The 14,773-nt window shown below is 65.2% G+C and carries 14 protein-coding genes; 11 read left to right on the plus strand and 3 right to left on the minus strand.

The window, feature by feature from the left end:
* From G3N58_RS31950 to G3N58_RS32000, 11 genes are all read left to right on the plus strand, one after another.
* Positions 1–262, plus strand: a 262-nt coding sequence (locus tag G3N58_RS31950) for a 4-vinyl reductase (RefSeq protein WP_206001179.1), incomplete at its 5' end; no start/stop codon positions are given.
* Positions 263–324: 62 nt separating this feature from the next.
* Entirely contained in the window at positions 325–2,388 is a 2,064-nt protein-coding gene (locus G3N58_RS31955; RefSeq protein ID WP_206001180.1) for an NADH:flavin oxidoreductase, read from the plus strand.
* A gap of 3 nt (positions 2,389–2,391) precedes the next feature.
* Complete coding sequence (locus G3N58_RS31960; RefSeq protein WP_206001181.1) at positions 2,392–4,320, plus strand: (Fe-S)-binding protein; 1,929 nt, start codon at positions 2,392–2,394, stop codon at positions 4,318–4,320.
* A gap of 4 nt (positions 4,321–4,324) precedes the next feature.
* Positions 4,325–5,494 (plus strand): electron transfer flavoprotein subunit alpha/FixB family protein, encoded by a 1,170-nt coding sequence (locus G3N58_RS31965; protein ID WP_206001182.1) that lies wholly within the window; start codon positions 4,325–4,327, stop codon positions 5,492–5,494.
* Positions 5,491–6,309: an electron transfer flavoprotein subunit beta/FixA family protein gene (locus G3N58_RS31970; RefSeq protein ID WP_206001183.1), complete on the plus strand. Its 819-nt coding sequence runs from the start codon at positions 5,491–5,493 to the stop codon at positions 6,307–6,309. Before G3N58_RS31965 ends, G3N58_RS31970 begins: the two co-directional genes overlap by 4 nt.
* 50 nt (positions 6,310–6,359) lie before the next feature.
* Positions 6,360–7,601, plus strand: a complete 1,242-nt coding sequence (locus G3N58_RS31975) for an aromatic ring-hydroxylating dioxygenase subunit alpha (protein ID WP_206001184.1) — start codon at positions 6,360–6,362, stop codon at positions 7,599–7,601.
* Positions 7,602–7,643: 42 nt separating this feature from the next.
* Positions 7,644–8,801, plus strand: a complete 1,158-nt coding sequence (locus G3N58_RS31980; RefSeq protein WP_206001185.1) for a hybrid-cluster NAD(P)-dependent oxidoreductase — start codon at positions 7,644–7,646, stop codon at positions 8,799–8,801.
* Between the two features lie 112 nt (positions 8,802–8,913).
* A complete protein-coding gene (locus tag G3N58_RS31985) occupies positions 8,914–9,774 on the plus strand; it encodes a glycine betaine ABC transporter substrate-binding protein (protein ID WP_167050466.1) in 861 nt (286 codons plus the stop codon).
* Positions 9,775–10,062: 288 nt separating this feature from the next.
* Positions 10,063–11,232 carry a glycine betaine/L-proline ABC transporter ATP-binding protein gene (locus G3N58_RS31990; protein ID WP_206001186.1) on the plus strand — a complete coding sequence of 390 codons (1,170 nt, stop codon included), beginning with the start codon at positions 10,063–10,065 and terminating at the stop codon, positions 11,230–11,232.
* Entirely contained in the window at positions 11,225–12,121 is an 897-nt protein-coding gene (choW, locus tag G3N58_RS31995) for a choline ABC transporter permease subunit (RefSeq protein WP_206001187.1), read from the plus strand. Before G3N58_RS31990 ends, choW begins: the two co-directional genes overlap by 8 nt.
* A gap of 51 nt (positions 12,122–12,172) precedes the next feature.
* Positions 12,173–13,168, plus strand: coding sequence for a GlxA family transcriptional regulator (locus G3N58_RS32000; RefSeq protein WP_346778312.1), 996 nt, complete (start codon positions 12,173–12,175; stop codon positions 13,166–13,168).
* Between the two features lie 65 nt (positions 13,169–13,233).
* On the opposite strand, the gene G3N58_RS32005 is transcribed toward G3N58_RS32000, so the two are convergent.
* The 3 genes from G3N58_RS32005 to G3N58_RS32015 form a co-directional block, all read right to left on the minus strand.
* Positions 13,234–13,824 carry a dimethylsulfonioproprionate lyase family protein gene (locus G3N58_RS32005; RefSeq protein ID WP_206001188.1) on the minus strand — a complete coding sequence of 197 codons (591 nt, stop codon included), beginning with the start codon at positions 13,822–13,824 and terminating at the stop codon, positions 13,234–13,236.
* A 36-nt stretch (positions 13,825–13,860) separates the two neighbouring features.
* Positions 13,861–14,433: a PAS and helix-turn-helix domain-containing protein gene (locus tag G3N58_RS32010; protein ID WP_167050458.1), complete on the minus strand. Its 573-nt coding sequence runs from the start codon at positions 14,431–14,433 to the stop codon at positions 13,861–13,863.
* Between the two features lie 87 nt (positions 14,434–14,520).
* On the minus strand, positions 14,521–14,773 hold a 253-nt coding region (locus tag G3N58_RS32015), incomplete at its 5' end, for a 4-vinyl reductase (RefSeq protein WP_206001189.1).

Here is a 14,773-nt window from a genome sequence, read left to right on the forward strand (position 1 = left end):
CATCTTCACGATTCGCGAGGCCGATCCGGCCGCGGCGCGCGCGAAGATCGAACTGCGCCATTCGTCGTTCGTGCTCGCGCAGCCCGGCAGGCACGGCAAGCTCTGCTACATGTTCGCGGGCTGGTTCGCCGGCGCGATGGATTGGGTCAACGACACCACGGAAGGCGGCAAAGGCGCGCCGCGCGCGCGGTCGTCGGAAGTGCAATGCGCGGCCGAAGGCCACGCGCACTGCATTTTCGAAGTCTCGCCGATCGCCGCCTGAACGGCGGCGCGACCCGCCCTACAAGACTTATCGAAAGACACGAACGCCAGAGGTCGTCTGCGATGCGCTACCCACACCTGTTCAAACCCTTGACGCTCAATCAGCTCACGCTGCGCAACCGCATCGTCAGCACGGCCCACGCCGAGGTCTACGCCGAGCCGGGCGGCCTGCCGGGCGACCGCTATATCCGCTATTACGAAGAGAAGGCCAAGGGCGGCGTGGGCCTTGCGGTGTGCGGCGGATCGAGCCCGGTGTCGATCGACAGTCCGCAGGGCTGGTGGAAGTCGGTGAATCTCGCGACCGACAGGATCATCGATCCGCTCGCGCGTCTTGCCGAAGCGATGCACCGGCACGGCGCGAAGATCATGATTCAGGCTACCCACATGGGGCGCCGTTCCGCGTTTCATGGCGAGCAATGGCCGCATCTGATGTCGCCGTCGGGCGTGCGCGAACCCGTGCATCGCGGCAATGCCAAGATTATCGAGGTCGAGGAAATCCACCGCATCATCGGCGACTTCGCGACGGCTGCGAAGCGCGTGAAGGACGCGGGCATGGACGGCATCGAGATTTCGGCGGCGCACCAGCATCTGATCGACCAGTTCTGGAGCCCGCGCACGAACTTTCGCACCGACGAATGGGGCGGTTCGCTCGAAAACCGCCTGCGGTTCGGCGTGGAAGTGCTCAAGGCCGTGCGCGAGGCCGTAGGCAAGGACTTTTGCGTCGGCCTGCGCATGTGCGGCGACGAGTTCCACGAAGATGGCCTCGATCACGAGCAGTTGAAGGAAATCGCCCAGGCGATGGCGGAAACGGGGCTGATCGACTATCTCGGCGTGATCGGCTCCGGCGCGGACACGCACAACACGCTCGCCAACTGCATGCCGCCGATGGCGCTGCCACCCGAGCCGTTCGTGCATCTCGCGGCCGGCATCAAGTCGGTGGTCAAGCTGCCGGTCATGCACGCGCAGAGCATTCGCGATGCGGGCCAGGCCGAGCGTCTGCTCGCGAGCGGCATGGTCGACCTGGTCGGCATGACGCGCGCGCAGATCGCCGACCCGCACATGGTCATCAAGATTCGCGACGGCCGCGAAGACGAGATCAAGCAGTGCGTCGGCGCGAACTATTGCATCGACCGCCAGTACAACGGTCTCGACGTGCTGTGCGTGCAGAACGCGGCGACCTCGCGCGAGGCGACCATGCCGCACGTCATCGAGAAGTCGCGCGGGCCGAAGCGCAAGGTCGTGGTGGTCGGCGCGGGACCGGCGGGGCTGGAAGCCGCGCGCGTTGCGCGGCTGCGCGGCCATGACGTGGTGCTGTTCGAGAAGAACGACGCCGTGGGCGGCCAGATTCTGCTGGCGGCGAAAGCGCCGCAGCGCGAGCAGATGGCGGGCATCGTGCGCTGGTTCGACATGGAGACGAAGCGCCTCGGCGTCGATCGCCGTCTCGGCGTAACGGCCGACGAGAAAACGATCCTCGCGGAGAAGCCCGACATCATCGTGCTCGCCACGGGCGGTTCGAGCTTCACGCAGCAGGTGGGCGCATGGGGCGTGGAAGACGGGCTCGCGGTCAGTTCATGGGACATCCTGGCGGGCCGTGTCGAGCCGAAGCAGAACGTGCTCGTCTACGACGGCGTGAGCACGCATGCGGGCGCCGGGGTGGCCGATTTCATTTCGAGCCGCGGCTCGAAGGTCGAAATCGTCACGCCCGACGTGAAGGTTGCCGACGACGTGGGCGGCACCACGTTCCCGATCTTCTATCGCCGCCTCTATGCGCAGGGCGTGATCCATACGCCGAATTACTGGCTCGATCGCGTGTACGAAGAAGACGGCAAGAAGATTGCCGTGCTGCGCAACGAGTACACGGAGGAGCAGGAGGAGCGCGCCGTCGATCAGGTGGTGATCGAAAACGGCAGCACGCCCAACGACGCGTTGTACTGGAAGCTCAAACCCGAATCGGTGAATCGCGGCCAGGTGGACGTGCACAAGCTTTTCGCCGCGGAGCCGCAGCCTTGCCTCGGCGAAGAACTCGGCAATGGCCGCTTCCTGCTGTTCCGCGTCGGCGACTGCATCTCCATGCACAACATCCACGGCGCGATTTACGACGCGCTGCGGCTCGCGAAGGACTTCTGAACCATGAATCCGTCCTGGCTCATTACCGCGCTGCTGTGGGTGTCGATGGCGGGGCTCGCGTTCGCGGTCGCGAAACGCGCCGCCTTCTGGCGGGTGGGGCGTGCCGCCGTGCCCGGTTCCGTTGGCGTCAGCAAGCTGTTCAGTATCCCCAAGCGTTATTTCGTCGATCTGCATCATGTGGTGGCGCGCGATCCGTATATCGCGAAGACGCACGTCGCCACCGCGGGCGGCGCGATCGCGGCGCTGGCGCTCGTGTTCGTCAACTACGGGCTCGCGATCTATTCGCCGTGGCTCGACCGGCTGATCTTTCTCGCGGCGCTCGCGATGCTGATCGGCGCGGTGTTCGTCTGGCGCCGCCGTCATGCGAGCCATGTGCCGGCGCGCCTTTCGCGCGGGCCGTGGAATACGCTGCCGTGGCTGCTCGGCTCGTTCGCGCTCGGCGTGGTGCTCTTCACGATGGTGCCCGCCGGCGCGATGTCGGGCGGATTCGCGGTAGTGTGCGCGGTGCTGATCGGCGTGGGCGCCTTCGCGATGACGTTCGGCGCGGCTAACGGCGGGCCGATGAAGCATGCGGTGGCGGGTCTTTTGCACCTGGCTTTTCATCCGCGCCAGGAGCGTTTCGCGGCAACGCGCGAGGGCTGGACCGGCAACGGCACGGCCACGCCGCCGACCGCGCTGAAGCTGCCCGATATCGAACAGAAGCAGGAATACGGCGTGGCGAAACCCGTGGAGTTTCGCTGGAACCAGCTGCTGAGCTTCGATGCCTGCGTGCAGTGCGGCAAATGCGAGGCCGCGTGCCCCGCGTTCGCCTCGGGCCAGCCGCTCAATCCGAAGAAGCTGATTCAGGACCTCGTGGTCGGCATGGCCGGCGGCACCGACGCGGCGTACGCGGGCAGTCCCACGCCCGGCATGGCGGTCGGCCGGCATCGCGGTGCGCCGGACGGTCCGATCGTCTCCGGCCTGATCGAAGCGCAGACGCTCTGGTCGTGCACGACCTGCCGCGCCTGCGTCGAGGAGTGCCCGATGCTGATCGAGCACGTCGACGCCATCGTCGACATGCGCCGCAACCAGACGCTCGTGCATGGCGAGGTGCCCGGCAAAGGCCCGGAAGTGCTGGCGAACCTGCGCGAAACGGGCACGGCGGGCGGCTACGACAGGACCGCGCGCTACGACTGGTCGGTCGATCTCGATGCGCCGGTCGCGCAACCCGGCCAACGCGTGGACGTACTCGTGGTGACCGGTGAGGGCGCGTTCGACATGCGCTATCAGCGCACGCTGCGCGCGCTCGTGACGGTGCTCAACAAGGTCGGCGTGAATTACGCGGTGCTCGGCGCGCGGGAAACGGATACCGGCGACGTGGCGCGCCGTCTCGGCGACGAAGCGACGTTCCAGCGCATGGCGAAGCAGATGATGGCGACGCTCGCCACGCTCGACTTCGCGCGCATCGTCACCGCCGACCCGCACGTCATGCACAGCCTGCGCAACGAGTACCGTGCGCTCGGCGCGCGCTACGAAGTACTGCATCACACGACCTTCCTCGCCGAACTCGCCGCGAGCGGACGCATCGCGCCGAAGGCCGTGCAGGCGCTCACCGAAAAGCGCACCACGTATCACGATCCCTGCTATCTGGGCCGCTATAACGGCGAGACCGAAGCGCCGCGCAAGCTGCTGAAAACGATCGGCATCCAGGTCGTGGAGATGGAGCGTCACGGCATGCGCGGACGCTGCTGCGGCGGGGGCGGCGGCGCGCCGCTCACCGACATCCCCGGCAAGCAGCGCATTCCCGACATTCGTATGGCCGACGCACGCGCACTCAACGCCGAGGTCGTTGCCGTGGCGTGCCCGCAATGCACGGCGATGCTCGAAGGCGTGGTGGGTCCGCGTCCCGAGGTGCTCGACGTGGCCGAACTCGTGGCCGCCTCGCTGGAGTGAATCGATGAATACGATCAAACGAATCGATCCGCGCCGCCCGTTCGTCGTGACCGCGGCGGGTCTCAGGCGCATGACCCTCGGCGAGACCGGGAGTGCCGACGCGAACGCCGCGCATTGGCCCGCGCAGCACGGGCACGGCGGTGCCGCGAAACCGCGCCGCACCATTAGCGATCCGAAGCACGTGCTGCTCGTTGCCGCTCACGCCGAGCGCGGCACGCTCGACGAGCATGCGCGCCAGGCCGTCGCGGCCGCCGCGTTGCTCGCCGATGCGCAAACCGAAGTGGCGCTGCTCGTGTTCGGCGAACTGAAAGACGACGCGGCGGCGCTCGGCGTCGACAAGCTGATCGAGCTGCCGGGCTTCGAGCGCCGCGCGTTCGCGCCGGACAGCGAACTGCGCGCGTTGCAGGCGTGTGCTTCGGCGCTCGCGCCGAAGCATGTGTTCCTGCCCGACAACGCGAGCGGCGACGGCGATCTTGGCCGGCGCTACGCGGCCTCGGCCGGGGCCAGCGTGGCGACGCAGGTGGTCGAGATCGACGCACGCCATGTGGGCGTGTACGAACAGGCGAAGCGCGCATGGGCCACGCGCGCGCTGCCCGAGGTGATCCTGCTCGCGCCGAACGCGGTGGAGGCGAAGCTGCCGTTCGTCGGCGCGGGCGAGCGGCTCCCGAGCGACTTCATCCGGCCCGCCGTCGATCTGGCGTCGTCGTATCGCGATCTCGGTCTCGAGGAAATCGATGCCGCCCGGGTCGCGCTCGAAGAAGCCGATTTCATCGTCTCGGCGGGCAACGGCGTGACCGACATCGCGGCATTCGAACAGCTCGCGGGCGTGCTCGGCGCGGCGATCGGCGCGAGCCGCGTCGCGGTCGACAACGGCCACTTCACGCGCGACAAGCAGGTGGGCGCGACGGGCAAGACGGTCGAGTCCAGTGTGTATATCGCGTTCGGCATTTCGGGCGCCGTGCAGCATCTGCAAGGCATCAAGGATTGCCGCCACGTGATTGCCGTGAATCTCGACGGCAGCGCGCCGATCGCGAAGCGCGCAAACTTGACCGTGGTCGGCGATGCCCAGGGCACCATCGCCGCGCTGATCGGTGAGGTAGAGGCCGCGCGCGCGAAACGCGGCGCGCCGGGCGCCGTACGTGACGACATGCATTCCGCAGGAGTGGCCGCATGAATGCCCGCAATGATTCCCGTAACGATTCCCAACGGCGCATCGAACGCATCGCCGTGCTCGTTTCCGTCGGCCGCCACCCCGTGAGCGGCGTGCCGCGCCATAGCCGCAACGACGCGCTCGCACTCGATCTCGCGCGTACGCTGGCGCAGCGTCACCATGCGCGCCTCGACGTGCTGCATGCGGGCGACGCTGAAGATCCGACACTGGCCGAATATCTCGCACTGGGCGCGGCCGAAGTCGAGGTGCTGAGCTGCGCGCCGTCCGACGACACAGCGCGCATGCTGGCCGAGCGCGTGCGCGGCTACGACCTCGTGCTGACCGGCACGCGGGCCGAAGGCGCGCACGACAGCGGCATGCTGCCGTATAGCGTGGCCGCGGCGCTCGGCGTGCCGATCGTCGGCGGCGCGGTCGATATCGACGCAGAGAGCGGCGCTGTGGCCGTGGTGCGGCAATTCCTGCCCAAGGGCCTGCGCCGGCGCGTGCAAACGGCGCTGCCCGCCGTGATCGCCGTGCATCCGCTCGCCAATGCGCAGCCCCGTTACGCCTATGCGCGGCTGCGCGCCGGCGCGATCCGGCCGCAGCGCGCCGCGAGCATGAGCATGAGCGCTGCCGAAGCGTCCGCGTGGACGGTCGGCCCGATCGAGCGCAAGCCCGTGCGCCTCGTCGCGGCGGAGAAGCGCTCCGGCCATGCGCGCATGCTCTCGGCGACCACGACCGAAAGCCGCGGCGGCAACGTCGTAAACGAAGGGAGTTCGGTCGAAAAAGCACAAGTGATCCTCGCGTATTTGCGCGAGCATCAACTTATCGACTACTGATTTTGACGATCTGTCGGCAACAAGCTGGAATGGAAAATCCGGAGCACACGATGAAAGTATCGGCAGAAATTCGCGCGCTGATCGAGCGCCGCAAAGAGGGGTACAGCCTGGAGGCGCCGTTCTATTTGAGCGAGGAGATTTTCGCGCTCGATATGGAAGCCATCTTCCGGCAGCACTGGATCGAGGTCGCCACCGAGGTCGAGATTCCGGAGCCGGGCGACTATGTGACCGCCGAGCTGGCGGGCGAATCGATTCTGATCGTGCGCGACGACGACATGGCGGTGCGTGCGTTCCACAACGTATGCCGCCATCGCGGCTCGCGCCTGTGCAACGACTCGAAGGGCACGGTCGGCAATATCGTGTGCCCGTATCACAGCTGGACCTATAACCTCTCGGGCGAACTGATGTTCGCCGAGCATATGGGCGAGCAGTTCGACCGCTGCAAGCACAGCCTCAAGCGCGTCCATGTGGAAAATCTCGCCGGGCTGATCTTCGTGTGCCTCGCCGACGAGCCGCCCGCCGACTTCGCGCAGATGCGCGCCGCGATGGAGCCGTATCTGCTGCCGCACGATCTGGCGAACTGCAAGGTCGCCGCGCAGATCGACATCATCGAGAAAGGCAACTGGAAGCTCGTGATGGAGAACAATCGCGAGTGCTATCACTGCGTGGCGAATCACCCCGAGTTGACGGTTTCGCTTTACGAATACGGCTTCGGCTACGAACGCACGCCGGCCAACGCGGAAGGGATGGCAGCCTTCGAGCGCGCCTGCAACGAGCGCGTGACGCAGTGGGAAGGGTTGGGCCTGCCTTCGGTGGAAGTCGAAAAACTGCTCGACGTGACGGGTTTTCGCACGCAGCGCCTGCCGCTCGATCGCAGCGGCGAATCGCAGACGCTCGACGCGAAAGTGGCCTCGAAAAAGCTGCTCGGCGAGTTTCGCTCGGCGGATCTCGGCGGTCTGTCGTTCTGGACCCAGCCGAACTCGTGGCATCACTTCATGAGCGATCACATCGTGTCGTTCTCGGTCGTCCCGCTTTCCGCCGGCGAGACGCTCGTGCGTACGCGCTGGCTGGTCCACAAGGACGCGCGCGAAGGCATCGACTACGACGTCGAGAATCTGACCGCGGTCTGGAATGCGACCAACGACCAGGACCGCACGCTCGTCGAGTATTCGCAGCGCGGCGCGGCGAGCAGCGCCTACGAGCCGGGTCCGTATTCGCCGTACACGGAAGGTCTCGTCGAAAAGTTCTCGGCCTGGTACATCGGCCGCCTTGCCGGACAGATTGGCGCATAACGTCGCGCCGCGCGCGGCCAAAGCAAAAGAGCGGAGTTTGTCATGATGCGAGATGCAGCCCAACTCGACCCCATGGACAGCCGGGTCACGCGCCCGGCGTTCTGGAGCGCGCTGCCCGAACGGTGGACGAGCGACGTCGAGGAAACGCTCGTGTGCTGTCATGTCGTGCAGGAAACGCATGACGTGAAGAGCTTTTTTCTGCGCTCGCCAGAGGGCCGCACGTTCTCGTTCGAGCCGGGGCAGTTCGTCACGCTCGAACTCGAGATCGACGGCGAGCCGATCAATCGCTGCTATACGATTTCGTCGTCGCCGGCGCGGCCGCACACCATTTCCATCACGGTCAAGCGCGTGCCGGGAGGCAAGGTGTCGAACTGGCTGCACGACAACCTGAAGCCCGGCGTCGAATTGCGCGTGCTCGGGCCGGCCGGTGACTTCACCTGCGCGCGGCACCCGGCACCGAAATATCTGTTTCTTTCCGCCGGGTCCGGCATCACGCCGCTGATGTCGATGAGCCGCGCGCATCACGATCTCGCCGAAGATCGCGACATCGTCTTCGCGCATAGCGCACGCACGCCCGACGACATCATCTTCGCGCGCGAACTCGAACTGATCGCGTCGAGCCGGGCGAACTTCCGCACGTCATTCGTGTGCGAGCGGGTGGGGGCGCGTACCGGATGGCCGGGCGTCACCGGTTTTCTGTCGCTGCCGCTGCTGAAGCTGATCGCCCCCGATTTCATGGAGCGCGAAATCTTCACTTGCGGTCCCGCGCCGTATATGAAGGCCGTGCGCGATCTGCTCGACGAAGCCGGCTTTGCGCGAGAGCGCTATCACGAAGAGAGCTTTTCGTTCGAAACGTTGACGGCGACCCATGCGCTGCTTGAAGCAGACCCGGCCGACCCAGCCGACCCGGCCGCGACAGAGCCGGCCGTGCCGACCGAAAGCTTCACGGTCACGTTCGCGAAGAGCCGCCGCGAGATCCAGTGCGGCTCGCAGCAAACCGTGCTCGACGCGGCTCGCCAGGCGGGCGTGAGGCTCGCCTCGTCGTGCAGCCAGGGCATGTGCGGCACCTGCAAGGTCAAGCTGGTTTCGGGGCAGGTCGAGATGAAGCATAGCGGCGGCATTCGCCAGCGCGAGATCGATCAGGGCATGGCCCTGTTGTGCTGCTCGAAGCCGCTGTCCGATCTCGTCGTCGACAAGTAGCAAGGGTGTCGCCGTACAACAAGAAAGTGTCGTAAATCGAGGGGACCGGTAAATTGCGGCGGGCGAATCTGGAGACACACGAAACGCGTGCCCGAATCATAGGAGATGAATCATGAAGCTGTCCGCGAAACTCTTTCTGGCCGGTGTGCTGTTCGCAACGGTGAGCGTCAGTGCCCCGGCGTTTGCCGACGGCAAACCCACGCTGAAGATCGGCTACGTCGAAGGCTGGGACGATAGCGTCGCCACGTCCAACATCGCTTCGCGCATCATCGAGAAGCGCCTCGGCTATCCGGTGCAGCTCGTGCCGGTGGCCACGGGCATCATGTGGCAGGGCGTGGCGCGCGGCGACCTCGATGCGACGCTGTCCGCATGGCTGCCGGTGACGCAGGGCGCGTACTGGGACCAGTTCAAGGACAAGGTCGTCGATCTCGGCACGAATTTCCCAGGCGCGAAGATCGGTCTCGTGGTGCCCGACTACGTGAGCGCGAAGAGCATCAACGATCTCAACGCGGAAAAGGCGGCGTTCGGCGGGCGCATCGTCGGCATCGACGCGGGCGCGGGCGTGATGCGCAAGACCGACGAGGCCGTCAAGCAATACGGTCTCAACTACAACGTCATGCCGAGTTCGGGCAGCGCGATGACGGCCGAACTGGCGCGCTCGATCGGCACGAAGAAGCCGGTGATCGTCACGGGCTGGACGCCGCACTGGATGTTCGCGAAGTACAAGCTGCGCTTCCTCGACGATCCGAAGAGCGTGTACGGCGCGGCCGAGCACGTGGATAGCGTCGCCAATCCGGCGCTCGAAAAGAAGGCGCCGCAGGTCGAGTCTTTCCTGAAGAAATTCCAGTGGAAGCCGGGCGAGATCGACGGCGTGATGCTGGCGATCCAGAACGGCGAAAAGCCCGAGGCCGCCGCCGATGCCTGGATCGCCGCGCACGGCGATCGCGTGAACGAGTGGGTCGGCCAGCAGTAAGCGCGGCAAGAGAAATCCGGACCGGCGAGTCCTGTTTTGCTGCGGCTGCGGCTGCGGTTCGCCGCGCCGCGTTTCATCCGGTCAGTCCTGTACTACGCACACCCTGCCTTGCGCCGAGGCAGGCGGGAAGCCGCGCCTGGCACCGCAGCACAGGCGCCTTGTTGCCGACGCAGCATGTCGCTTTTGAGCAAGCGTTTGTCGCAATTCGCTATCCCGGCAGGGTTTTTTCCGACAACCATGTAGACATACCGAGCGGGCCGGCGCCTGCCGTTCGAGGAGACGGAGTCGATGAAATCCCCCAAGATCGTAGTCGAAGGACTATGCAAGGTTTTCGGGCCCAACCCGAAGCTCGCGCGCGAGCTGCTCGCGCAGGGCGCAACGAAGGACGAACTGTTCGCCCAAACCGGCTATGTGCTCGGCGTGAACCACGCGTCGTTCGAAGTGCACGAGGGCGAGATTTTCGTGCTGATGGGTCTCTCCGGCTCGGGCAAGTCCACGCTGATCCGGCTCATCAACCGGCTCGTGGACCCCACGGCGGGCAAGATCGTCATCGACGGGCGCGACGTTGCGGCCATCCGGCGCTCGGAACTGGTGGCGCTGCGCCGCACCGACATGAGCATGGTGTTTCAGTCGTTCGCGCTGATGCCGCAACGCACGGTGCTGTCGAACGCCGCATTCGGTCTCGAAGTGGCGGGCGTGGGGCGCAAGGAGCGCGAGCGGCGCGCGCTGGCGGTGCTGGAGCAGGTCGGCCTTGCGCCGTTTGCGCAGAAGTTGCCCGCCGAGCTGTCGGGCGGCATGCAGCAGCGTGTGGGCCTTGCCCGTGCGCTAGCCGTGAATCCCTCGCTGATGATTATGGACGAAGCGTTTTCGGCGCTCGATCCGTTGAAGCGCAAGGAAATGCAGAACGTGCTGCTGCAACTGCAGAAGGAGCAGCGCCGCACGATCATGTTCGTGTCGCACGATCTCGAAGAGGCGCTGCGGATCGGCAGCCGCATCGCCATCATGGAAGGCGGGCGCATCGTGCAGATCGGCACCCCGCAGGAAATCGTCAGCAATCCTGCCGACGACTACGTGCGCGCGTTCTTCGACGGCGTGGACACCAGCCGCTATCTGACGGCCGGCGATCTGATGCAGCGCGAGGCGGTGCCGCTGATCCGCTCGCTCGACGCGACGAGCGTGGAGTCGTCGCTCAACGGCAGCGCGGACTACGCCTTCGTGCTCGATGCGCAGCATCGCATCAGCGGTTTCGTGACGCGCGATTCGATTCGCGCCGCGCGGCCGTCGCTCGAGAAGGTCGAATGCATTTCGCTCGGCGCGCCGCTGGAGCAGGTCGTCTCGCGCGTCTGCGCGAATACGACGGCGCTGCCGGTAGTGGACGACGAAGGCCGCTATTGCGGCTCCATCGATCAGGCCGCCGTTCTGAAGGTCATTACGCGTAACCGAGGTGCTCATGTCTGAGATCATTCCCGTCGGCCAGTGGGTCGACCAGGCGGTTCACTATCTACTCGATCACGACGCGAGCAGTTTCGACACGGTCGGCCGGGCGATCGAAAGTTTCGCCGCTTTCGTCGAACATAGCTTGCAGGCCATTCCGATGTGGGCGCTGATGGCGTTCTTCATCCTTATCGGTTTGTGGCGCGTGGGCTGGCGTTTTGCGATCTTCGCCGCCTGTTCGCTGTTGCTGATCCATGCGACGGGCTTCTGGGACCAGACCGTCGTCACGCTCGGGCTCACGCTGTCGTCCACCGTCATCAGCCTCGTGGTGGGTATTCCGCTCGGCATCTGGACAGCGAAAAGCCGGCTCGTGCAGACGATCGTGCGCCCGATTCTCGATCTGATGCAGACAATGCCGGCCTTCGTTTACCTGATTCCGGCCGCCATGCTGTTCGGTCTCGGCCGCGTGCCCGGCATTCTTTCCACGGTGATCTTCGCCATGCCGCCCGCGGTTCGCCTGACGAGTCTCGGCATCAAGCACGTGAATCGCGAGATTGTCGAAGCCGGGCAGGCGTTCGGCTGCACGCCATGGCAGCTGTTGTACAAGGTGCAGTTTCCGAATGCCCTGCCGTCGATCATGCAGGGCGTGAACCAGACCATCATGATGGCGCTGTCGATGGTGATCATCGCCTCGATGGTGGGCGCGGGCGGTCTCGGCAACGACGTGCTGGCGAGTATTCAACGTCTGGATATCGGCCTCGGTTTCGAAAGCGGGCTTTCCGTCGTGTTGCTGGCGATCATCCTGGACCGCATTACCGAGAGCTTCGGTCGTGCGCCTGGCGCGCCAAAAGTGTCGCCGTTCGCGGGGCTCAGGCAACTCATGCGCGCGCGTCCCGCTGTCGCCGAGGTCTGATCCGGTTTTCAACTGCGGGGTTTTCAACCGTTGTTTCCCGAGGAGCGCGATGTGACGACAGACATCGCCGCAGCGTCCACCGTCGACGCGCATGCGGCATCGTCTCTCAGGCATTTCGGTTTCCTGACGTTGCAGAACTTTTCGATGATCGCGTTTTCGAGCGCGGTCGAAGTTCTGCGTATGGCGAACTATGTCGGGCGCGCGGACCATTACCACTGGTCCATCTACTCGCTGGACGGCGCGCCCGTCCACGCGAGCAATGGCATCGCGGTACGCCCGGCGCAGCCGCTCGATCCGGCGTCGCTGCCCGACGTGCTGATCGTGTGCGGCGGCGTGCGCATACGCGAGATCGTCGACGACAGCCTGCGCGCCACGCTGGATGGGGTGGCGCAGCGCGGCGTTCCGCTCGGCGGCATCTGCACGGGCGCTTATGCGCTGATGGCGAGCGGGCTGCTCGACGGTTACCGCTGCGCCGTGCATTGGGAAGACCTCACGGCTTTGCACGAGGAATTTCCGCGCGTGCGTTTCGCCGACGAGCTGTTCGTGGTCGATCGCGACCGGCTGACCTGCACGGGCGGCACCGCGCCGCTCGATCTGATGCTCGATCTCGTGGGCGCGCGGCTCGGCCGCGGCCTGGCTGCCAAGGTATCCGAACAGTTTATCGTCGAGCGGATTCGCAGCGCCACTGACTTACAGCCAATACCTGTTGATGCGCGCGTGGGTTTTTCGCGCGCGGAACTGGTCGAGGTCGTGCGGTTGATGGAAGCGAACATCAAGGAGCCGCTGTCGCTGGAAGAACTGGCGCGCCTCGTGCGGCTTTCGCAACGGCATTTGCAGCGCATGTTCAAGGCGTATCTGAACGTCTCGCCAACGCACTACTACCTCACGTTGCGCCTGAAACGGGCGCGCGAACTGCTGCGCACGACCGATGCGTCGATCGCTCGCGTGACGTCGGTGTGCGGATTCAATTCGCCGTGCCATTTCAGCAAGGCCTACCGCGTGCAGTTCGGCCACGCGCCGAGTCATGAGCGGCGTATGACGAAGTGAGAGAGGGGGCCTCGTGTCGGCGCGCCTGTCGTGCGAAGGCGCGCCGCAATTCGCCGGCTCGACCGTCAGATCAATAAACACCAGATGGCAAGAAACGGATCGGACAGCGATCTCATTGCATGCAGGCTGCCTCGCGCGTTGTGGATGCCGCCGCCTATTCCGGGGTTGAGCCAGTCGCCGTCTTTCTGGCGAAACTCGCCGGCGGTCAACAGTACATAGGCCTCTTCGGGCAGATGGCGATGGTCCGGATACCGCACGTTGGGCGCCATCACCGAAAAGCCGAGTTGAACGTCGTAGCGGCTCTCGGTGCCGCCGGGCCCGCAGATCATGCCGTGCACATGCTCGTCGATATAGTTCTCGCTGCCGTGCGAGCCCGACGTGCGGCGCCACCATCCGAGCACGGGTTCGAGCGTTCTGATGGCTCTTGCCGCCGCGCCGAGGTGAGTCGGTTCGTCGATGATCGCCGACAAGGCCGGGTTGATCCAGCGGCGTGCCGGATAGCTCGTGTCATGTCTCTTGCCGTCGTCCGATACCGTTTGCAGCCGCTCGAACACGCGTGCTGCGACTTCTCTCCCGGCGTCGGGAAGCTTCTCCGATTGAAAGAGGGTTCGTGCAATGTCAATGAACGCCGCTACATTTTCGGGCCGGGTCGACATGGTGTGCATGGTGAGAGAAGAGAAGTCGTACGCGGTTCAGGCCAGCAACCGCGCAATGAGATCGGGTGTCGCCCGTACGCCGTATTTGCGCAACAGGCTCGCGCGGTGAATGTCGACCGTGCGCGGGCTGATATTCAGTTCCTTGCCGATTTCCTTGCTCGTCATGCCGTGCACGAGGAATGCGGCGACGTCGCGTTCGCGCTCGGTGAGCGTGCTGGCGACGTCGGCTTGCTTCGTGCTGTCCGATAGATCGGTGAAGGTCCAGATCGCCAGCTCGAAAGGCCGCTTCGGGTTATATCCGAAACCGCACACGGTGACCCAGAAATGGCTTCCGTCGATGCGGCGCATGATGCGGTCGTCGCTAAACACGGCATGTTTCGCGAGGAGCGGCGCCAGGCGGCGGCCGGTGGTGGTGAAGTCCTTCTGCTGCGGATACAGCACGGAAAACGACCGATCGACGATATCGCTGCGCCGGGCCTTGAAGAGCGCGAGGGCTCGGGCATTGCAGTCCACCATGACTCTTTCTCTGGCCACGATAACCGCAACGGGCAGATGCCTGAAGAGATCCTCGTAGTCGAGACTGGAGATCGTGTCGGTCCTTTTCGGCATTGCTGTATCGCTGTTGGCTGTGCCCCGACCCGGGCCTGGGGATGCATGGACTCCTTTCCAGGTGATTGTAGCGTGTGTCCGGCGCGTTCACGTCACGTGAAAGACGCAGCAGTCGTGACCTTCGCCCGCGCATTGCATCTCGGCCGATTTCGCTCGCGGGCCTTTTGCGGCGCCTTCCGGTGCGGTGTCGTTGACCCAGTCCATCGCGCCGGCGAACCAGCCGGCGAACATGTAGCAGAGCTTGCCATGTTTGCCGGGTTGCGCGAGCACGAACGACGAGTGATGAAGATGGATGCGCGCATTCGACGTTGCCGGGTCCGCCTCGACGATCGAGAAGAGC

It is taken from the genome of Paraburkholderia sp. Ac-20342 (assembly GCF_017104985.1).
In the GTDB taxonomy this organism is placed as follows: domain Bacteria; phylum Pseudomonadota; class Gammaproteobacteria; order Burkholderiales; family Burkholderiaceae; genus Paraburkholderia.

Bases quoted from the DNA above. Each gene is read 5' to 3' on its own strand.
- G3N58_RS31955 (WP_206001180.1), top strand. From the start codon at position 325: ATGCGCTACCCACACCTGTTCAAACCCTTGACGCTCAATCAGCTCACG.
- G3N58_RS31960 (WP_206001181.1), top strand. From the start codon at position 2,392: ATGAATCCGTCCTGGCTCATTACCGCGCTGCTGTGGGTGTCGATGGCG.
- G3N58_RS31965 (WP_206001182.1), top strand. From the start codon at position 4,325: ATGAATACGATCAAACGAATCGATCCGCGCCGCCCGTTCGTCGTGACC.
- G3N58_RS31970 (WP_206001183.1), top strand. From the start codon at position 5,491: ATGAATGCCCGCAATGATTCCCGTAACGATTCCCAACGGCGCATCGAA.
- G3N58_RS31975 (WP_206001184.1), top strand. From the start codon at position 6,360: ATGAAAGTATCGGCAGAAATTCGCGCGCTGATCGAGCGCCGCAAAGAG.
- G3N58_RS31980 (WP_206001185.1), top strand. From the start codon at position 7,644: ATGATGCGAGATGCAGCCCAACTCGACCCCATGGACAGCCGGGTCACG.
- G3N58_RS31985 (WP_167050466.1), top strand. From the start codon at position 8,914: ATGAAGCTGTCCGCGAAACTCTTTCTGGCCGGTGTGCTGTTCGCAACG.
- G3N58_RS31990 (WP_206001186.1), top strand. From the start codon at position 10,063: ATGAAATCCCCCAAGATCGTAGTCGAAGGACTATGCAAGGTTTTCGGG.
- choW (WP_206001187.1), top strand. From the start codon at position 11,225: ATGTCTGAGATCATTCCCGTCGGCCAGTGGGTCGACCAGGCGGTTCAC.
- G3N58_RS32005 (WP_206001188.1), bottom strand. From the start codon at position 13,824: ATGTCGACCCGGCCCGAAAATGTAGCGGCGTTCATTGACATTGCACGA.
- G3N58_RS32010 (WP_167050458.1), bottom strand. From the start codon at position 14,433: ATGCCGAAAAGGACCGACACGATCTCCAGTCTCGACTACGAGGATCTC.